The sequence below is a fragment of the Actinomadura rayongensis genome (genome assembly GCF_009831215.1).
In the GTDB taxonomy this organism is placed as follows: domain Bacteria; phylum Actinomycetota; class Actinomycetes; order Streptosporangiales; family Streptosporangiaceae; genus Spirillospora; species Spirillospora rayongensis.
On record NZ_WUTW01000001.1, the window covers coordinates 401,955 to 421,264 of the forward strand.

General features: G+C 72.8%; 20 protein-coding genes. 16 read left to right on the plus strand and 4 right to left on the minus strand.

Annotation, left to right across the window (positions count from 1 at the left end):
• The first annotated feature begins 49 nt into the window (after window positions 1–49).
• Both GQ466_RS01925 and GQ466_RS01930 read left to right on the plus strand, forming a co-directional pair.
• On the plus strand, window positions 50–553 hold the full coding sequence (locus tag GQ466_RS01925; protein WP_237417569.1) for an RNA polymerase sigma factor: 504 nt from the start codon (window positions 50–52) through the stop codon (window positions 551–553).
• Window positions 553–1,674 carry a PD40 domain-containing protein gene (locus tag GQ466_RS01930; RefSeq protein ID WP_161101027.1) on the plus strand — a complete coding sequence of 374 codons (1,122 nt, stop codon included), beginning with the start codon at window positions 553–555 and terminating at the stop codon, window positions 1,672–1,674. The genes GQ466_RS01925 and GQ466_RS01930 overlap by 1 nt, the downstream gene beginning before the upstream one ends.
• Before the next feature lie 85 nt (window positions 1,675–1,759).
• On the opposite strand, the gene GQ466_RS01935 is transcribed toward GQ466_RS01930, so the two are convergent.
• Both GQ466_RS01935 and GQ466_RS01940 read right to left on the minus strand, forming a co-directional pair.
• On the minus strand, window positions 1,760–2,191 hold the full coding sequence (locus GQ466_RS01935; protein WP_161101028.1) for a hypothetical protein: 432 nt from the start codon (window positions 2,189–2,191) through the stop codon (window positions 1,760–1,762).
• A gap of 72 nt (window positions 2,192–2,263) precedes the next feature.
• Window positions 2,264–4,189: a histidine kinase gene (locus GQ466_RS01940; RefSeq protein WP_161101029.1), complete on the minus strand. Its 1,926-nt coding sequence runs from the start codon at window positions 4,187–4,189 to the stop codon at window positions 2,264–2,266.
• 71 nt (window positions 4,190–4,260) lie between these two features.
• On the opposite strand from GQ466_RS01940, the gene GQ466_RS01945 reads away from it, so the two are divergent.
• From GQ466_RS01945 to GQ466_RS31195, 14 genes are all read left to right on the plus strand, one after another.
• Entirely contained in the window at window positions 4,261–5,256 is a 996-nt protein-coding gene (locus tag GQ466_RS01945) for a DUF2207 domain-containing protein (RefSeq protein WP_161101030.1), read from the plus strand.
• 14 nt (window positions 5,257–5,270) lie between these two features.
• Entirely contained in the window at window positions 5,271–6,428 is a 1,158-nt protein-coding gene (locus tag GQ466_RS01950) for an MraY family glycosyltransferase (protein ID WP_161101031.1), read from the plus strand.
• A 264-nt stretch (window positions 6,429–6,692) separates the two neighbouring features.
• A complete protein-coding gene (locus GQ466_RS01955) occupies window positions 6,693–7,118 on the plus strand; it encodes a Cg1360 family ATP-synthase-associated protein (RefSeq protein WP_161101032.1) in 426 nt (141 codons plus the stop codon).
• 90 nt (window positions 7,119–7,208) lie between these two features.
• Window positions 7,209–7,457 carry an AtpZ/AtpI family protein gene (locus tag GQ466_RS01960; protein ID WP_237417570.1) on the plus strand — a complete coding sequence of 83 codons (249 nt, stop codon included), beginning with the start codon at window positions 7,209–7,211 and terminating at the stop codon, window positions 7,455–7,457.
• Window positions 7,458–7,563: 106 nt separating this feature from the next.
• Entirely contained in the window at window positions 7,564–8,370 is an 807-nt protein-coding gene (atpB, locus tag GQ466_RS01965; protein ID WP_161101033.1) for a F0F1 ATP synthase subunit A, read from the plus strand.
• A gap of 72 nt (window positions 8,371–8,442) precedes the next feature.
• Complete coding sequence (atpE, locus tag GQ466_RS01970) at window positions 8,443–8,679, plus strand: ATP synthase F0 subunit C (protein ID WP_103564244.1); 237 nt, start codon at window positions 8,443–8,445, stop codon at window positions 8,677–8,679.
• 38 nt (window positions 8,680–8,717) lie between these two features.
• Window positions 8,718–9,284 carry a F0F1 ATP synthase subunit B gene (locus tag GQ466_RS01975; protein ID WP_161101034.1) on the plus strand — a complete coding sequence of 189 codons (567 nt, stop codon included), beginning with the start codon at window positions 8,718–8,720 and terminating at the stop codon, window positions 9,282–9,284.
• Window positions 9,281–10,099 (plus strand): F0F1 ATP synthase subunit delta, encoded by an 819-nt coding sequence (locus GQ466_RS01980; RefSeq protein WP_161101035.1) that lies wholly within the window; start codon window positions 9,281–9,283, stop codon window positions 10,097–10,099. The genes GQ466_RS01975 and GQ466_RS01980 overlap by 4 nt, the downstream gene beginning before the upstream one ends.
• Window positions 10,100–10,134: 35 nt before the next feature.
• The gene (gene atpA, locus GQ466_RS01985; protein WP_161101036.1) at window positions 10,135–11,769 is read left to right on the plus strand and encodes a F0F1 ATP synthase subunit alpha; all 1,635 of its coding nucleotides are present in this window, start codon (window positions 10,135–10,137) and stop codon (window positions 11,767–11,769) included.
• Window positions 11,770–11,772: 3 nt separating this feature from the next.
• Window positions 11,773–12,678 (plus strand): F0F1 ATP synthase subunit gamma, encoded by a 906-nt coding sequence (locus tag GQ466_RS01990; protein ID WP_161101037.1) that lies wholly within the window; start codon window positions 11,773–11,775, stop codon window positions 12,676–12,678.
• A gap of 2 nt (window positions 12,679–12,680) precedes the next feature.
• Window positions 12,681–14,111 (plus strand): F0F1 ATP synthase subunit beta, encoded by a 1,431-nt coding sequence (atpD, locus tag GQ466_RS01995; RefSeq protein WP_161101038.1) that lies wholly within the window; start codon window positions 12,681–12,683, stop codon window positions 14,109–14,111.
• A gap of 67 nt (window positions 14,112–14,178) precedes the next feature.
• Window positions 14,179–14,565 carry a F0F1 ATP synthase subunit epsilon gene (locus tag GQ466_RS02000; RefSeq protein WP_161101039.1) on the plus strand — a complete coding sequence of 129 codons (387 nt, stop codon included), beginning with the start codon at window positions 14,179–14,181 and terminating at the stop codon, window positions 14,563–14,565.
• An 18-nt stretch (window positions 14,566–14,583) separates the two neighbouring features.
• Window positions 14,584–15,045, plus strand: coding sequence for a DUF2550 domain-containing protein (locus GQ466_RS02005; protein WP_161101040.1), 462 nt, complete (start codon window positions 14,584–14,586; stop codon window positions 15,043–15,045).
• A 492-nt stretch (window positions 15,046–15,537) separates the two neighbouring features.
• Window positions 15,538–16,983, plus strand: coding sequence for a M20/M25/M40 family metallo-hydrolase (locus GQ466_RS31195; RefSeq protein ID WP_237417571.1), 1,446 nt, complete (start codon window positions 15,538–15,540; stop codon window positions 16,981–16,983).
• Window positions 16,984–16,987: 4 nt separating this feature from the next.
• Here the strand turns inward: GQ466_RS31195 and GQ466_RS02015 are convergent, their stop codons facing one another.
• Together GQ466_RS02015 and GQ466_RS02020 are read right to left on the minus strand one after the other, a co-directional pair.
• The gene (locus GQ466_RS02015) at window positions 16,988–18,256 is read right to left on the minus strand and encodes a protein kinase family protein (protein ID WP_161101041.1); all 1,269 of its coding nucleotides are present in this window, start codon (window positions 18,254–18,256) and stop codon (window positions 16,988–16,990) included.
• A 65-nt stretch (window positions 18,257–18,321) separates the two neighbouring features.
• On the minus strand, window positions 18,322–19,248 hold the full coding sequence (locus tag GQ466_RS02020) for a DUF4097 family beta strand repeat-containing protein (protein WP_161101042.1): 927 nt from the start codon (window positions 19,246–19,248) through the stop codon (window positions 18,322–18,324).
• Window positions 19,249–19,310 lie beyond the last annotated feature (62 nt).

Below are 19,310 nucleotides of genomic sequence, written 5' to 3' on the forward strand. Positions count from 1 at the left end.
GCCACGGGGCCTGTGGCGGAACTCCTCCGGCGAGCGGGGGGCCGGCGCGTTGACGCGACCGGCGGTGCCGCCGTCCGCCCTGACCGAGCTCTACCGCGACCACCGGGTCGAGTTCGTCCGGATCGGCATGCTGCTGGTGGGCGACCGGGCCACGGCGGAGGACGTCCTGCACGACGTCTTCCTGCGGATGCAGCTGCGTCCGCCGCACCTCGCGGACGACACCAAGCTCCTGGCCTACGCGCGCGCGGCGATCCTCAACGGCTGCCGGATGGCCCTGCGCCGGCGCCGCCTGATCCGGCGGCTCAGCGAGCCGCACCGTCCGCCGGTGTGGTCGGCCGAGTCGGCCGTGATCCTCGACGAGGACCGCCGGACGGTGCTGCGCGCCCTGCACAGGCTGCCGCGCCGCCAGCGCGAGGCGCTGGTGCTGCGCTACTACCTGGAGCTGTCGGACCAGGAGTCGGCCGAGGCGATGGGCGTCAAGGCCGGGACCGTCCGGTCCACGGTGGCGCGGGCGCTGGCCGCGCTGGGCCGGGAACTCGGGGAGGAGGGCTGATGGCGGACCTGGAGGACCGGCTGCGCGACGCGCTGCGCGCGGCGGCGGCCACGGTCGACGAGCACGCCGGACGCCCGTTCCCGACGCCCGCCCGCCGCGCCGCGCCGGTCCGCCGCTGGACGCCGGTCGCCGCCGCGCTGGTCGTGCTGCTGATGGTGGGCGGAATCTTCATGGTCCGCCGGAACGACGACGACCCGGTTCTGCCGCTCGCGCGCATGCCGGAGTTCGTGGTCCTGAGCACGCTGGCCGCCGACGGCACCGCGTCGGCCCTCGAAGCCCGGCGGACGGCGGACGGGCGCCTGCTCGACCGGCGCGCCGCTCCGGAGGGGACGAAGTTCCGGAGCGTCGCGGTCGCCGGGAACGGACGCGTCGTCTTCGCCGCGGTCCAGACGGAGGGCGGACGCGGCTGCGGGTTCGAGATCGAGCGCTTCACGATCGGCCGATCCGGGCAGATCACCGGCGGCACGCCGGTCTCCAGGGGACGGATCGACGGTGAGATCGCGACGGAAGGCGGTCTCGCCGTCACTCCTGACGGCGCGCGAATCGCCTACAGCGCGCAACAGTGCGCCGGGGACGCGACGCGAGGCGTTCTCGGTGTAATCGAGACCAGTACGGCGGCACGCCGGGAGTCGGGTCCGGTGCAGGCTTCGCTCAGCTCGCTGTCGTGGACGCCGGACGGCCGGACGCTCGTGTACGTGCGCACGGTGAACTCGCGCTCGTCGACCGTGCTGGTCGCGGACGTGGGAGCCTCCGGCGCGATCGGGACGGGCACGAAGATCCGGACCGTGCGGAACGAGACCTTCGCGCTGCTGGCGGTGGTCACGCCGGACCGGCGGATCATCGTTCTGGACGGGCGGTTGGCCAAGCGGACCGAAACGTTCGCGCCCCAGGGCTCATCGAGGAGGCGCGACGCGGACAACAGCGTGCGGTTCCTCGACCTCAAGGGCCGTGAACTGGGCGCCCGTTCGGTGCGGGGCGTGGCGGGGTTCGACGTGCCGCTGCTGAAACTCGACGCGTCGGGCCGGTTCCTGCTGACGGCCGTCGGCGCGGTCGACCTGGCGGCGGAAGGGCCGGCGCATCGGATCGACGGGAGCGCGAACGACGTCGACGTCGCCTGGTGACGGGCGGCGGGCTGAGCCCGGAGACGGGAAGACCCCGCCGCGCCGGGGGCGCGACGGGGTCGACAGGAGCCGGGAGCCGGAGGTCTCAGTAGAGCTTCTTCCAGGGGCCGGCGGTGAGGTGCCGGTCCGACACGCGGACGCCGACCTCGCGCACGTACAGGTGGCTGTTGTAGCCCTTGGTGTACGCGCCGCGGTACTGGCTGAACGTGCCGTCCGCCGGACGGTTGTACTTGTCCACGAAGAAGTAGACGACCGAGTCGGTCTTCTTGGCGTAGCCGGAGTTGTAGGTCCGGAACTGCACGCCCGGGGACCAGCCGTTCTTGCGCGAGTCCTGCAAGTACAGCTTGACGCTGTGGCCGGAGGACGTGTGGGTCCAGGTGCCGTACCCGCGGAGGGTGCCCCAGCCGTCCGCGGTCTGCCAGCTGTGGGCGGTGGCTGCGTCGGCCGGGCCCGCGACGGCCACCGAGGCGGCCAGGACGGCGCCGGCGGCGAGAGCAGCGGCAGCAATACGCCGCATTCGTACCTCCATGCTCAATGATCTCGGAAATAAGCTCAGTTAACGTAGCAGGGGGCACTGACGTTTCACTCGTCAGTTTTCGAGCGAAGCAAGCAACCGGCGCATCTCGGTCAGCGCGGCGCGGGCGTGGCCGGCGACGGCGGTGAGGGTCCGCGGCACGTCCGCGTCGTCGGTCAGGCCGGACTCGGCGGTGCTGACCAGGCGCGACGTGTGGTCCAGGACCGTTCCGCGCAGGCCGATCGCCACCCGGTGCCGTTCGGCGAGCGCCGCCTCCCCGGCGCGGGCGGCCATCAGCTCCAGCGCGCGGGATTCGAAGCGGTGGACGCGGAGCGCGACCGTCCGTCCCCACGCCCAGAACGGCAGCAGGAGCAGCAGCGCGCCGCCGCCGCCCGCGAGGACGCCGAACGTCAGGTCGCCGGCGTGGTGGTGCGGGTCGATCGCGATCGCGGTCGTCAGCCCGGCCGCCCACGGGACGGCGCCGAGGAAGGGCGCGGGCCAGGTGCGTCCGGCGGCGTACCGCGCGACGGCGTAGACGGCGACGAGCGACGCGGGCGACCCGACGACGAGCACGGCGAACGCGGTCTGCGAGACGACCCCGGCCGTCGCCGTCCACAGCAGGTCCACGGCGGCGAGCGCCGCGAAGGCCCGCCACGGCGCGCGCCGCCGCCACCACAGCGGCAGCGCCCGCGCGACGAGCGCGACGACCGTCGCGGCCCGCGCGGCGACCGGCCAGCCGCCGGCCATCGGCTCGGGCGGGACGAACGACAGCAGCAGGGGCAGGACGGCGCAGAAGAAGACGGTCGTCCCGTCGACGACCTCGGGCCAGCCGGGGCCCCGGCGCGGCGCGGCGAGCGGGAGGTCGGCGCGGACGGCCCAGCCGCCGCCGGGCTCGGGTCCGGCGGTCAGCGTCCCGTCGACGCCCTCGGCGCGCTCGCGCATCCCGGCGATGCCGCGTCCGCCGCCGAGCCCGCCGCCGGTGCCGGAGCCGGTGGGCGCGGTGTTGGCGACGGCGATCCGCACCGCGCCGGACGCGTACCGAACCTCGACCGTCACCGACGCGCCCGGCGCGTACCGCAGCGCGTTCGTCAGAGCCTCCTGGACGATCCGGTACGCGGCCGTGACGACCTCGGGCCGCACCCGCCGCGCCCGTCCCTCCAGCGTGAGGGCGACGGGCACGCCGAGCCGCGTCAGCCCGTGGCACAGCGGCGGCAGCAGCCGGTCCAGGCGGCCCTCGGCGGTGTCGGCGGCGACGAGGTCGACCAGGTGCGCGAGGGCGTCCTGGACGTCGCGGCCGGTGTCGGCGGCGGCGGTCAGCGCGGCGCGGGCGACGCCGGGGTCGGGCACGCGCGCGGCGGCGGCGCTGTGGACGGCGATGGCGCTCAGATGGTGCCCGGCGACGTCGTGCAGGTCCTGCGCGAGCCGCCGCCGCTCGGCCTCGGCCGCCGCGCGCCGCTCGGCGTCCCCGGCCGCGAGCCGTTCGGCGAGCGTGCGGCGGTGCGCGTGCCGCTGCCGCCGGAGCTGGCCGAGCGCGGTGACGACGAAGAGCTGGGTGCCGTTGAAGAACTCGGTGACGAGCGCGTCGCCGAGACCGGACCGGACGGGCAGGAACGACAGGAACACGACGGCCCAGGACGCGAGCGTGCTGACGACGGCGACGCGCCCCGAGCGGCGGACGGCGACCGAGAACAGCGCGACGACCTCGGCGACCCCGCCGACCAGCACCTCCGCGTCGTGGATCGCGAGCGCGCACGCCCCGCCGACCGCCGTCGTCGCGGCGAGGACCCGCAGCGGCGCGACCCGCCGCCACACCAGCGCCGCCGCGCCCGCGAGCACGCCCGCCCAGACGAGGATCCACTGGCGGCGGTCGAGCGGGTCGCCGAGGACGCCGTTGAACAGCAGCGTCCCGCCGAGCTGGCCGAGCGCGAGGACGGCGGGCACCGCGATGTCGGCGAGCCCGGGCCAGCGCGCCGCCCCGCCGGCGTCGGTCCCCGAGAGCACGCCCCGACTTTACGCGGACGCCCGCACCGGTTCGGCGGCACGGACGGTGCTCCGGGTGGAACCATGCGTACATGCGCGCGCTCGCCGGGAGCCTCGCCGCCGCGGCGGTCCTCGCGACCGCCCTCGCGCTGCTGCCCGCCGCGCCGGACGGCACGCCGGGGGACCGGATCCCGGCCTACGACGTGGTGCTGACGGTGCGGAACGACGGCGTCGTCCACGTCCACGAGACGATCACCTACGACTTCGGCGGGGACGAGCGCGGCATCGTCCGGCGCGTCCGGTACCGGGAGGGCCGCCGGGTCTACGGCGTCCGGGACGTCCGGACCAGTTCCTCTACGGGCGCGCCCGCCCGCGCGCGCGTGCGGACGCTGCCGCACGACGTCCGGATCGCCGTCGGCGGCGACGGACCGGCCGTGCGCGGCCGTCAGGCGTACGTCATCGAGTACGACCTGACGGGCCTGCTCACGCCCCGCGCCGACCGCGCCGAACTCGTCTGGGACGCCCTCGGCGCCTCCTGGGACGTCCCGGTGGACGAGGCGGCGGTGCGGATCGCCGCCCCCGCGCGGTTCCGGGCGGGCTGCCGCGCCGGGGACCCGCCCGTCACCCGGTGCGTGCGCCGCCGCGACGGCCCGTTCGCCCTGATCTTCAGCCAGCGCGACCTCGCCCCGCACGAGGGGATGCTGATCAAGGCCCGGCTGCCGAAGGGCGCGGTCGCGGCGCCGCCGCCCCGGTACGCCCCGCCGCGCTGGCGCGGAAGCTGGACCGGCGTCGCCGCGCTCGTCCTCGCCCTCGCCGCGCTGCCGTGGACGCTGCGCAACCCGCCCGTCCGGCGGAGCGCGGCGCCCGTCCTCGCCGGGCTCGGGCTGGCGCTGGTCGCCGGGGACCTCGGGACGGCCGCCGTCCGCGACGGGCTCTGGGCCGTCTCGGCGGGGGACGCCACGCCGACCGGAGCGGCGCTCCTCGCCCTCGCCGCCGGGGCCGCCGTCGCCGGGACGCCACGCCGGTCGGGCGAGAGGCATAGAGTTGTCCGGGTGCGCCCGATCGGGCGCCGTGGACCGCGCGGCTGAGGAAGGGAGGGGCGGTGCGCGAGTACCTGCTCACGATCCTCGTGGCCGCGCTCGTCGCCTACCTGCTCACGCCCGCCGTCCGCCGGTTCGCGGTCTGGTTCGGCGCGCAGGCCGCCCCGCGCGACCGCGACGTCCACGTCATCCCGACGCCCCGGCTCGGCGGCCTCGCGATGTTCGGCGGGATGGCGGCGGCGCTGATCGTCGCGACCGGCCTGCCGGAGATGCGCAAGGTGCTCGCGGGCGGGGACGTCAACGTCGGCAAGGCGCTGCTGCTGTCGGGCGGGCTGATCGTGCTCGTGGGCATCGCCGACGACCGCTGGGGCGTGGACCCGCTGACGAAGTTCGCCGGGCAGGTCGCCGCCGCCGGGATCTTCATCATGCAGGGCATCCAGCTCTACGTGATCCCGCTGCCGAACGGCGAGGCGCTGTCGCTGCCGCCGACCTACGGCGTCCCGCTGACGGTCCTGATCGTCGTCGCGACGATCAACGCGGTGAACTTCATCGACGGCCTGGACGGCCTCGCGGCGGGCACGGTCGGCATCGCCGCGACGGCCCTGTTCTTCTACGCCTACCTGCTCACCAAGACCAACGGGCTGACGACCCTGACCGGCGCGACGCTCACCGCCGCCGTCCTCGTCGGAATGTGCGCCGGATTCCTGCCGCACAACTTCAACCCGGCGCGCATCTTCATGGGCGACACGGGCTCGATGCTGATCGGGCTGCTGCTGAGCGCGTCCACGATCCTGCTCACCGGGCAGTTCGATCCGGCGATCCTCGGCTACTACTCCCTTTTCCCCTTCTGGGTGCCTTTGCTGCTGGTCCCGGCGGTGGCGGCCGTTCCGTTCCTGGACATGCTGCTCGCCGTGTGGCGCCGCACCAATGACGGGCGCTCGCCCTTCTCGCCCGATAAGCGGCACCTGCACCACCGCCTTCTCGAACTGGGCCATTCGCATCGGCGCGCCGTTCTCATCATGTATTTCTGGGTCGGCCTGCTCGCCGCCGGACTGGTCGCGCTCGCGCTGACGAACCGGCAGGTGATCGTGATCTCGGTCACCGTGGCCGTGGCCGTCGCCGGGGTCGTGCTCATGCTCGGGATGCCGCGCCGCGCCGCCCGCCGGGCCGCCGCGCGCGAGGCGGCGGGGCCCGCCGAGCGTCCCCGCGAGTCCGTCTGATCCGCACGGGCACCCCCGGATCCCACCCGTTCCTACCGCCGGGTAACATGAACTCGGGTTGTCAAGCGTCCGCCCGCCCCTGCGCTCCGTTCCCGGTCTTTCGGCCTCTGACCTGGGCTAGAGTCCCTTTGTGCACAGGTGAACGACCGCAACGTTAGCGAGTCGTTAACCCGTTACATCTAGGGTAATTGTGGACGTTCCGGACGCTTGTGATACCTTTCACGAACAAGAGACGACCACTGACCGTGACCAGCCGGAGCCCTCATGCAATCTTCCGACGCCCGGATTCTCCGCGGCGCCGCGATTCCCTCCGCGCTCGCCGGAGTGGCCGCCGTCGCGGCGGGCCTGCTCCTCGGCGGGACGAAGGGAGCGCTGGGTGCCGCCGTCGGCGCGGTCGTCGTGCTCGTCTTCTTCTCGATCAGCGTGGTCGCGGTGAGTTACGCGTCCAAGATCTCCCCGCAGGCGATCTTCGCCGCCGCCGTCTTCAGCTACATCGTCAAGATCTTCGCGATGTTCGCCGTCGTCGCCCTGCTCCAGGACGTCACCGTCTGGGACACCGAGGCGTTCGGCTGGTCGGTCATCGCGCTCACGCTCGTCTGGATCGGCGCGGAACTGCGCGCGACCGGACGCGCCAAGACGCTCTACGTGGAACCCGCAGGGGCCGCGGACGCCGGTGACCGGGGCCCGTGATGAAACCCGCGGGACACCGCCCCCACGGTGGCCGGAAAGCGCCGCCGGCCGCGGACCACACCGATATGACCACCAGGGAGTTGGGCTGCTATGGTCCGTCCTGCGATGAGCGAGGAGGAGCGCACGCCCGGTCCGGAGTCCGACCCGGACTCGGAACACCGGAGCTTCGCCAACGCCGCCTGGTCCGTGCCCAGCCACACGCTGAGCGGCATGGCCGTCTATGGCGGGATCGGCTGGCTCCTGGACCGCTGGCTGGGCACCTCGGCACTGTTCCCCATCGGAATCCTGGTGGGCCTCGCTCTAGCGCTCTACCTGGTCTACCTCCGCTACGGCCGCTGACGGCGCCCGCGGGACGGCGGGCCGCCTCCGGACCCAAGTCGCGCCCCCGCGGCGCGCACACGAAGTACCGACCGACCTGCAGTGTCACTGACGAAGGGACTGCCGCGTGAGCGCGCCGCACCTCCTCGCCCAGAGCGGAGATGAGTTCGAGGCCCCCGGCCTCCACATCTTCGAATGGGGGCCGCTTTTCCCCGGCGGGCCGTCCTGGCTGGACTGGCTGACCAAGCCCGTCCTCATCGTCGCCCTCGCCGGCCTGCTCCTCGTGGTCTTCGCGTGGCGGGCGTTCGGCAACGCGCAGCTCGTCCCGCGCGGCGTGCAGAACGTCGGCGAGGTCGCCTACCTGTTCGTCCGCGACCAGGTCGCCCGGCCGATGATCGGCAAGGACGGCGACCGGTGGATGGGCTTCCTGTTCACGACGTTCTTCTTCGTCCTCTTCATGAACCTGGCGGGCGTCGTACCGGTCCTGCAGCTCCCGGTGCCGTCCCACATCGCGTTCCCGATCGTGCTCGCGGCGTTCGTCTACGTGCTGATGATCTTCCTGAGCATCAAGAACCAGGGCTTCGTCGGCTACTTCAAGAACATGATGTTCCCGCCCGGTCTGCCCAAGCCGCTGTACGTCATCCTCGCGCCGATCGAGTTCCTCTCGAACATCATCCTCCGGCCGTTCACCCACTCGGTCCGACTTTTCGCGAACATGTTCGCGGGGCACCTTCTCCTGGCCTTCTTCTCCACCGTCGCGTGGTGGTTCCTGGTCGAGAAGCTCACCCCGCTCGGAGCCGGCGTCGGCGTCGTCGGCTTCCTGATGACGATCGTCATGACCGGCTTCGAGATCTTCGTGCAGAGCCTCCAGGCGTTCATCTTCGTCCTGCTGGCGGCGTCCTACATCGGCGGCGCCCTGCACCCCGAGCACTGACCCGGACCATCCCGTAACCGCAAACCTCCGGTGGACCCAACCCCCACCGGTCGAATGAGAAGGAAAGCAGACATGAGCGCTGTTCTCGCCGCGACCGACCACATCGGCGGCAACCTCGGCTCCATCGCGTACGGCCTCGCCGCCATCGGCCCCGGCATCGGCGTCGGCATCATCTTCGGCCAGGGCGTGCAGGCCATGGCGCGCCAGCCCGAGATGGTGAACGTCATCCGCCAGAACATGCTGCTGGGCTTCGCCCTGACCGAGGCGCTCGCGCTCATCGGTTTCGTCGTGCCGTTCGTCCACAAGTGATCGACGGCCCTCACTTCTGAGAGGAAGGCGGAACCGCCATGAGCAGTGCGCTCGCCGCAAGGGTGCTCGCCGAGGGCGGGGACACCAACCCGGTCCTCCCCGACACCGCCGAACTCGTCGTCGGCTCCATCGCCTTCGCCATCGTGCTGATCCTCGTGGGCAAGCTGTTCGTCCCGAAGATCCAGGCGACGCTCGCCGAGCGGACCAAGGCGATCGAGGGCGGGCTGGCCAAGGCCGAGGAGGCGCAGAAGGAAGCGCAGCAGACCCTCGACCAGTACCAGGCCAAGCTCAAGGAGGCCCAGCGCGACGCCACCCGGCAGGCCGAGGAGGCGCGCGAGCAGGGCAACCAGATCATCGCCCAGATGAAGGAGCAGGCCCAGGCCGAGGCCCGGCGCATCATCGACGCCGCGCACGCCCAGATCGAGGCGGACAAGCAGCAGGCCCTGGCCGCGCTGCGCGCCGAGATCGGCGCGCTGTCGGTCGAGCTGGCCGGCCGTGTCGTGGGCGAGTCCCTGGAGGACACCGCCCGCCAGAGCCGCGTGGTCGACCGGTTCCTCGAGGAACTCGAAGGCCGCGCGGGACACCGGGAGCAGATCACATCATGACCATCACGGGAGCGGTGGGCAGGGCCTCCCTGGCCGCGGCGCGGGAGCGGCTGGACGCGGTCGTCCCGTCCGCCGACCTCGGCCGGCTGGGCGCGGACCTGTTCGCGGTGCTGAACCTGATCGACCGGGAGCACGGCGTGCGCCGCGCGGTGTCCGACCCGTCGGCCGCCGCCGACGCCAAGGACGCGCTCTTGCGGGCGCTGCTGGAGAACCAGATCTCCCCGGCCGCTCTCGGACTGGTCGCCGACGTGGTCCGGCTGCGCTGGTCCAAGCCGTCGGAGCTGTCGGACGCCCTGGAGAACCTCGCGGTCACCGCCGAGGCCGCCCGCGCCGAGGCCGAGGGCCGCGTGGACGACCTGGAGGACGAGCTGTTCCGGTTCTCCCGGGTCATCGAGCGCGAGCACGACCTGCGCGCCGCGCTCGTCGCCCGGAACCTGCCGGACGACCGCAAGGCCGCCGTGCTGACCGACCTGCTCGACGGCAAGGTCACGGCGGCGGCGCTGACCCTCATCACGGAGCTGGTGCTCCGCCCGCGAGGACGTAGCCTGGAAGGCGGGCTCGCCGAGTACGGCAGGCTTGTCGCCCAGCGGCGGCAGCGGCTCGTCGCGGTCGTGCGCACTCCCGTGGACCTGTCCGCCGACCAGCGCACCCGGCTCGCCGGCGTGCTCGCCGCGGCGTACGGCCACCAAGTCCACCTGAACATCGAGATCGACCCGAGCACGCTGGGCGGCCTGTCCGTCCAGATCGGGGACGAGATCATCGACGGCACGATCGCCGGCCGGCTGGACGACGTCCGGCGGCGGCTCGCGGGCTAGCCGAGCTGACCCCTTTAGGGAGCAAGAGAGGAATCATGGCGGAGCTGACGATCCGTCCGGACGAGATCCGGAACGCGCTGGAGCGCTTCGTCCAGTCGTACGAGCCCGAGGCCGCCGCGCGCGATGAGGTCGGCACCGTCGTCGATTCCGGCGACGGTATCGCCCACGTCGAGGGACTGCCCTCCGCGATGGCGAACGAACTCCTGGAGTTCGAGGACGGCACGCGCGGACTGGCACTGAACCTGGACGTGCGCGAGATCGGCGCCGTCATCCTGGGCGACTTCAGCAACATCGAAGAGGGCCAGCGGGTCCGGCGCACCGGGGAGGTGCTGTCGGTGCCCGTCGGCGACGGCTTCCTCGGCCGCGTCGTGGACGCGCTGGGCAACCCGCTGGACGGCAAGGGCGCGATCGAGTCCACCGAGCGCCGCGCCCTGGAGCTGCAGGCCCCCACGGTCGTGCAGCGCCAGTCGGTGAAGGAGCCGCTGCAGACCGGCATCAAGGCCATCGACGCGATGACGCCGATCGGCCGCGGCCAGCGGCAGCTCATCATCGGCGACCGGCAGACCGGCAAGACGACGGTCGCGGTCGACACGATCATCAACCAGAAGGCCAACTGGGAGACCGGCGACCCGAAGAAGCAGGTCCGCTGCATCTACGTCGCGGTCGGCCAGAAGGGCTCCACGATCGCCAACGTCCGGCGCCAGTTCGAGGAGTCGGGCGCGCTGGAGTACACGACGATCGTCGCGGCCCCCGCGTCCGAGCCCGCCGGCTACAAGTACATCGCCCCCTACACCGGGTCGGCGATCGGCCAGCACTGGATGTACCAGGGCAAGCACGTCCTGATCGTCTTCGACGACCTGTCGAAGCAGGCCGACGCGTACCGCGCGGTCTCGCTGCTGCTGCGCCGTCCGCCGGGCCGCGAGGCCTACCCCGGTGACGTCTTCTACCTGCACTCGCGTCTGCTGGAGCGCTGCGCGAAGCTGTCGGACGACATGGGCGGCGGCTCGATGACCGGTCTGCCGATCATCGAGACCAAGGGCAACGACGTCTCGGCGTTCATCCCGACCAACGTCATCTCGATCACCGACGGCCAGTGCTTCCTGGAGACCGACCTGTTCAACCAGGGCGTCCGGCCGGCGATCAACGTCGGTGTGTCGGTGTCCCGCGTCGGCGGGTCGGCGCAGATCAAGGCCATGCGGAAGGTGTCGGGCACGCTGCGGCTGGCCCTGTCGCAGTTCCGCGACCTGGAGGCGTTCGCGGCGTTCGCGTCCGACCTGGACGCCGCCTCGCGCGCCCAGCTCGACCGCGGCGCCCGCCTGGTCGAGCTGCTCAAGCAGCCGCAGGGCTCGCCGTTCCCGGTGGAGCAGGAGGTCGTCGCGGTCTGGGCGGGCACGTCCGGCGAGCTGGACGACGTCCCGGTCGAGGACATCCGCCGCTTCGAGCGCGGGTTCCTGGACCACCTGGAGCGCACGCACCCGGGCCTGCTGTCGGGCATCCGCGAGTCGGGCGAGCTGACCGACGACAACCTCACCACGCTGAAGGACTCGATCACCGAGTTCAAGCGGGGCTTCGAGACCAGCGGCGGCGACCTGCTCGGCGACGAGTCGGTCGAGGCCATCGACGAGGAGTCCGTCGGCCAGGAGACGATCACCCGCGTCAAGAAGGGCTGACCGATGCCCGCACAGGTACGCGAGCTGCGCCAGCGGATCCGGTCGGTCAAGTCGACCGCGAAGATCACGCGCGCGCAGGAGATGATCGCCACCTCGCGCATCGTCAAGGCCCAGCAGGCGGTGGCGGCGTCCAAGCCGTACGCGGACCAGATCGTCGCGGCCCTCACCGCGCTGGTCAGCCACAACGTCGGCATCGACCACCCCCTGCTGCACGAGCAGCCGGAGGACTCGCGGTCGGCCGTCGTGGTCATCACCAGCGACCGCGGGTTCTGCGGCGGCTACAACGCCAACGTCCTGCGGGAGGCCGAGGCGCTGGCGCAGCGGCTGCGCGACCGGGGCCGCGAGCCGGTGATGTACCTGGTGGGCAACAAGGGCCTCACCTGGTACCGGTTCCGGGACCGCGACTACGCCGAGGCGTGGACGGGGTTCAGCGACCGTCCGACGTTCGAGTCCGCCGAGCGGATCGGCCGCCGGGTCGCCGAGGACTTCCTGAAGACCGACGCCGAGGGCGGGGTCGGGGAGATCCACGTGATCTTCACCGAGTTCCACTCGATGCTGACGCAGGAGGTCCGGGTCCGCCGGCTGATCCCGCTGGAGATCAGCGAACGCGAGGACGACGGCACCGGGCCGGTGCTCCCGGCGTACGAGTTCGAGCCGTCCGCCAAGGACGCGCTCGACCTGATGCTGCCGAACTACATCGAGAGCCGCATCTTCCACATGCTGCTCCAGTCGGCCGCGTCCGAGCACGCCGCGCGCCGCCGGGCGATGAAGTCGGCGACCGACAATGCCAACGAACTGATCGACGTCTACACGCGGCTGATGAACCAGGCGCGGCAGGCGGCCATCACCCAGGAAATCAGCGAGATCGTCGGTGGCGCTGACGCGCTCGCCGATTCTGGCGGGGAGTGAGAATGACTGCTCAGGTAGAGACGGCGGCGGCCACCGGGCGCGTCGCCCGGGTCATCGGCCCGGTCGTCGACGTGGAGTTCCCCGCCGACGCCATTCCGGAGATCTACAACGCGCTGCACATCGACGTCGAACTCGGCGACGAGGTCAAGACGCTGACGCTGGAGGTCGCGCAGCACCTCGGCGACAACATGATCCGCGCGATCTCGATGCAGCCGACCGACGGCATGGTGCGCGGCGCGTCCGTCGTCGACACCGGCAATCCGATCTCGGTGCCGGTCGGCGACATCACCAAGGGCCACGTGTGGAACGCCCTCGGCGACGCGCTGGACGTCCCGACGGCGTCGCTGGAGATCAACGAGCGCTGGGGCATCCACCGGCAGGCGCCGAAGTTCGACCAGCTCGAGTCGAAGACCGAGATGCTGGAGACCGGCATCAAGGTCATCGACCTACTGTCGCCCTACGTGCGCGGTGGGAAGATCGGCCTGTTCGGCGGCGCGGGCGTGGGCAAGACCGTCCTCATCCAGGAGATGATCCGGCGCGTCGCCCGCAACTTCGGCGGCACCTCGGTGTTCGCCGGCGTCGGCGAGCGCACGCGTGAGGGCAACGACCTCTGGGTCGAGATGGACGAGTCCGGCGTCCTCGCCGACACCGCCCTGGTGTTCGGCCAGATGGACGAGCCCCCGGGCACGCGTCTGCGCGTCGCGCTGTCGGGCCTGACGATGGCGGAGTACTTCCGCGACGTCCAGGGCCAGGACGTGATGCTGTTCATCGACAACATCTTCCGGTTCACCCAGGCCGGTTCGGAGGTGTCCACGCTGCTCGGGCGCATGCCGTCCGCGGTGGGGTACCAGCCGACGCTGGCCGACGAGATGGGCGTGCTGCAGGAGCGGATCACGTCGACCCGCGGCCACTCGATCACCTCGATGCAGGCGATCTACGTGCCCGCGGACGACATCACCGACCCGGCCCCGCACACCACGTTCGCCCACCTGGACGCCACCACCGAGCTGTCGCGCGACATCTCGTCCAAGGGCATCTTCCCGGCGGTGGACCCGCTGACGTCCACCTCCCGGATCATGGACCCGCAGGTGCTCGGCAACGAGCACTACTCGGTGGCGCAGGAGGTGAAGCGGATCCTGCAGAAGTACAAGGAGCTGCAGGACATCATCGCGATCCTCGGCATCGACGAGCTGTCGGAGGAGGACAAGGTCACCGTCCAGCGGGCGCGGCGCATCGAGCGCTTCCTGTCGCACCCGATGTACGTGGCCGAGCAGTTCACCGGGCAGCCCGGCGTGACGGTGCCGAAGGACGAGACGATCGCGTCCTTCAAGGCCATCGCCGAGGGCAAGTACGACCACATTCCGGAGCAGGCGTTCTTCATGTGCGGCGGGATCGAGGACGTCGAGAAGAAGGCCAAGGAGCTGGAGAAGTAGTCGTTCCGGCGGGCCGTTCGTTCCGGGCGGCCCGCCGGTCCGCTCCGCTTGAGGTTCGGAGGACGTAGTGGCAACCCTGAAGGTCGGTCTGGTCTCGCCCGAGCGCGAGGTCTGGGCCGGCGAGGCCAAACTGGTGGTCGCGCAGACCATCGAGGGCCAGCTCGGCATTCTGCCGGGCCACGCCCCGGTGCTCGGCGTGCTGCTGGACGGCAGCGTCGTGACGATCGAACCGGCCGACGGCTCGGAGAAGATCCGCGCGATGGTCGGCAGCGGGTTCTTCTCGATCGCGGGCGACGAGGTGTCGGTGCTCGCCGAGCAGGCCGAGCTGGCGCACGAGATCGACGTCGCGGACGCGCGGCGGGCCCTGGAGGAGGCGCTCTCCGCCGGGGACGCCGACACGACCGCGGAGCGGCGGGCGCGGGCGCGCCTGCTCGCGGCGGGCGCCGACGCGTAACAGGTTCGGGACGGTTCGATGGGCGGGCACCTGGCTGCGGACGTGGGCGGGGTGCTCGCCGTCGTCTTTCTCGTGGCCGCCGTGCTTTTCGCGGTCATGGCGGTGCGGCGGCGGTGGTTCGTCCGCAAGGGCGGGACCGTCGAGTGCAGCCTGCGCGTGTGCCCGGAGACAGGCGAGCCGGGGCCGTGGCGCCTCGGCATCGCCCGCTACCAGGGCGACACGCTGCATTGGCACCGCGTGTTCGGTTTCCGCGCCAGGCCCCGGCAGGTGATCCACCGCCGGGGCCTCGTCGTGTCCGGCCGCCGCGCCCCGGGCGACCGCGAGGCCGAGGGCCTGCTCCCGGGCGTCGAGGTCATCGCGGTGCGCGACGGCGGGACGCGGCTGGAACTCGCGATGGGCGCGTCCGCCCTGACCGGCTTCCTGTCCTGGCTGGAAGCCGCCCCACCCGGCTTCCCCGTCGACATCCCCCAAACCGAATAGCCCCCACCCACCAACGACCGACCTCGCCACCCACTCGTCCCACGCAGCGAACAGCGGGCTTCGGCGCTGCCCTGGTCGTCACGCGCGCGGTGGTGGCGGCCTACGGCGCTGCCGGGTCGTCCGGCGCGGGTGGCGATGGCGGTGGACGCTGCCTCGGCCGTCTGGCGCGGATGGCGGTGGGCGCTGACGCGGCCTCGGTCATCGGGCGCGGGCGGTGGCGGGTGTTGACGCGCTCGCGATGGTTGGGTGCGGGTGGGGGCGGGCGTCCTTTGCGGGGCGTTCGGTGGGTCGGGCGCTGGGGTCAGGGTTTTCGGGCGCGTCGGTAAGTGGCTGGCAGTGTTCGGGACGGCACTCTTGGTGATCGTGAAACTCACTATTCTGTGTGCCGCGCTGCTCGTGCCGGTCGCGGTGGTTCCTCTGGTGTCTTCGTCCGCGTCCGCGGCCCGTTCGGTGCGCAACGAGGCTGCGCCGTCGGCGCGTGGGCCGGGGCTGATGGAGGACGTGCGGCGGGATCTCGATGCGTTCGCGCGGATCGCCAAGGAGCACGGCGGGAACCGCGCGGCGGGGACGCGCGGGTTCGACGGGTCGGTCGCCTACGTCGTGGCGGAGCTGCGGCGGGCGGGGTACGCGCCGGCCGTGCAGCGGTTCACCTATCCGGACTGGGCGGAGCGGATCACGCCTGAGTTCGCGCGGACGGCTCCCAAAGCCCGTCCGTACGTCCACGGGACGGACTTCGTGACCATGGAGTACTCCGGGTCGGGCAACGTGACGGCGCGCGCGGTGCCGGTGGACGTGCCCGCGACCGGGCAGGCGGGGACGGCGGCGTGCGAGGCCGCCGACTTCGCCCGGTTCCCGCGCGGCGCGATCGCGCTGGTGCAGCGCGGGGCGTGCGAGTTCTCGGTGAAGGTGGCGCGGGCGCGCGCGGCGGGGGCGTCGGCGATGGTGATCTACAACCGTCCGGACGCGCGGAGCGTCGCGGGCGGCACGCTGAAGAAGCAGCGGGCGCTGCCGGTGGTGTCGACGTCCTACGCGATCGGGTCCGCGCTGGTGCGCGCGGCGCGAAAGGGAACGCTGCGGCTGCACGTCCGGACGAAGGCCGGGACGGTGCGCAAGCGCGGCGCGAACGTCCTCGCGGACACCCCCGCCGGCGCGCCCGCCGGAGCGCCCGCCAGAGCGGCGGGCCGCGTGCCCGGCGGCGTGTCTGGCGCCGCGTCCGGCGGAGCAGCAGGCCGCGTGCGCGGTAAGGCGTCCGGCGGCGTGCTCGGCCGCACGTCTGGCGGGGCGGCGGGACGCGTTGTGGTCGTTGGCGCGCATCTCGACAGCGTTCCGGAGGGGCCGGGGATCAATGACAACGCGACGGGGGTTGCGGTGATTCTTTCGGTCGCTCGACAGATTTCGCGGACGCCGCTGCGCAACCGCGTGCGGTTCGCGTTCTGGGGGGCCGAGGAGGACGGGCTGCGCGGCTCGGAGCACTACGTCACGACGCTGTCCAAGGCCGAGCGGGCGAAGATCGCGCTGGCGCTCAACTTCGACATGCTGGGCTCGGTGAACGGCGTCCGGGGCGTCTACGACGGGGACGCGTCGCTCGGCGCGGAGAAGGACCCGCCGGCGGGGTCGGGGGCGATCGAGGCGGTGTTCCGCGACTACTACGCGTCCCGCGGGCTGCCGGTGACCGACAGTCCGTACACCGGGCGCTCCGACTACGGGCCGTTCGTGAAGGCGGGCATTCCGGCGGGTGGCATGGAGTCCGGCGCGGACGGCAACAAGACCACCGCCGAGGTGCGCACCTACGGCGGCAAGGCGGGCGAGCCGTACGACCCCTGCTACCACACCATGTGCGACACGGTGAAGAACGTCGACTTCACGCTGCTCGGGACGATGGCGGACGGCGTCCTGCACGCCGTCCGCCACTTCGGCGCCGCCGCCGAGCTGCCGTAGGCCGCTAGAACGCGATGGCGGGGCTCTCCGCCCCGGTGGCCCGGCGGGCGCCGTCGAGCGAGTAGGCGGGGAGCGCCCGGTAGGCGCGGCGGGCCGGGACGGTCGACGTCTCGAACGTGCAGACGCTCGTCGCGCAGCGCGGCGAGGTGAAGGACTGGACGTCGTGGCCGTCCGCCCGCAGCACGAGCGTCACCCGGACGTCGTCGCCGGGCGCGACCGGCGTGACCGTCCCGCGCAGGTAGAGGCGGTGGCCGTCGGTGCGGACGCAGGCGCGCAGCTCGCGTCCGCCCGCGGACGAGCGGGGGCCGCAGCGCCAGTCCGTCGCGCGCGCGGCGTCCGTGAGCCGGCGCCGGTCGTGCGGCGGGTTGGCGCGGGCGTCGCGGGCGCTCGCCGTCGTGAGCGTCAGCGTGACCCCGGCGGCCAGCGCGACAGCGGCCACGGCGGCGCCGACGCAGAGCAGCAGCGGCGTGCGGCGGGGGAGCACGGCGTCCGGCCCGCCGCACGGCAGCCCCGCGCCCGGCCCGCCCGCGAAGACCGACGACAGCAGCGCCGCGGGCGACGGCCTCCGCGGCGCGAGCGCGAACGGCTTCGTCCGGTGCGCGCGGGCGTACTCCGCCAGCTCCCGGGCGAGCTCGGCGGCCTCGGGACGGTCGTCGGCCCGCTCGGCGAGACACCGCTCGACGATCGCCCGCAGCGGACCGTCCGGAACGAGCACGCGACCGTCCGACGCCCGCACGGAAGCGCCCGGGGCGGGTGTGGCGTCAGGTGGCGTGGTCTGCGTTAGGAGGGTGTGGAGGAGGAGGCCGGTGGCTCGGATGTCGTCGGCGGGTGTTGAGGCGTCGGTGCGTGGTGTGCAGGGGGTGGTGACGCGGACGGGTGCTGTGCGGTCGGTGCGGTCGAGCAGGACGGCGGCGGGTCCGAGTGCGCCGTGCGTCCGGCCCGCCGCGTGGAGGGCGGCGAGTGCTTCGGCGATCTGGGACGTCAGCCAGGCGGCCTCGGCGGGTGGCAGCGGGCGGCGGCGGGCCGCGTAGGAGGCCAGGTTCTCGCCCGTGATCAGGTCCGTGACGAGGGCGATCCCGTCGTCGTGGGGCACGCGGTCGTGGACGGTGACGAGGTGGCGGTGGCGGGGGAGGTCCTCCGGCGCCTCGTCGGGCGGGAGGAAGCGGACGGCAAGGGTCGCGCCGGTCGTGCGGTCCAGGCAGCGCCAGACCGGACCGGCCAGCCGTTCGCCCAGCAGATAGCGATCCCCCAGCGGTGCCCCGCGCTCGGTCATGCGTCCCCCGTCCCCGTAACGATCGAGACATTATGGTCCGATCGGAGCGCGCGGGGCTCGGGGTTTCAGGCCGCCCGGACGGTGATCGAGCCGTCGCCGGTGCGAAGGTCCAGGTGCCGGGACGCGGCGCTGTCGCGGCGCAGCGCGTCGTCGATCCGCCGCCCGCCGGTGTTCGTCTCGGTGTCGATCGCGTACGCGGCGGTGGCGGGCAGCGTGAGGTAGATCGAGCCGGTGCTGGTCCGGGCGTCGACCCGCGTCGGGGGGACGGTGAACGCCAGGCGGACGCTCCCGTCGCCCGTCCGGACGGTCAGCCGGTCGCTGCGCAGGCCCGTCGAGTGGATCGAGCCGGTGTTGGTGCGCAGTTCGGCCTGGTCCGCGCGGCCGGCGACGCGCACCGCCCCGTCCCCGGTGGACGCGGTGAACGACGTGCTCTCCAACTGCTCGGCGTCGATCGCGCCGGTGCTGGTGCGCAGGCTGGCCTTCCCCACCTTGCCGGAGACGCGGATCCGTCCGTCGCCCGACCGGGCCGTCAGCGCCGACGCGCCCAGGTTCTCCGCGTTGATCGTGCCCGTGTTGGTGGTGAGGTTCAGCGTGCCGGTCGCATCGCGGACGGTTATTGCGCCGTCGTTGTCGTTCACCGTCACGGCCAGCGCGCGGGGCACGGTGATCCGGTACCGGACGCCGCAGGCCCCGCCGAAGACGGCGTGCTTGCAGTGCGACGCCAACGTCAGCACCCCGTCGCGGACCGCGTGCGTCGGCCGCGGCTTGTTCCGGTCGTTCGACCAGCGCTCCCGCTCCCGGACGGTCACCTTGTCGGTGTCGGCGCCGACGATCTCGACCGCGCCGTTCGCGCGCACGTCCAGCCCGCGCGACGTCCCCGCGACGTCGTAGGTGCGCTCGGCGTGCCGCGTCCCGCCGGTGCTGACCAGGCCGCAGCCGCCCAGCGCCAGCACGGCGGCCCCCGCCAGCACCGTCCCCGTGACCGTCTTCACCCGCGTCTCCCTCTCCCTGTGGACGACTCCAGCCTGCCGGGGGAGGGGCGGCCGGGCCAGGT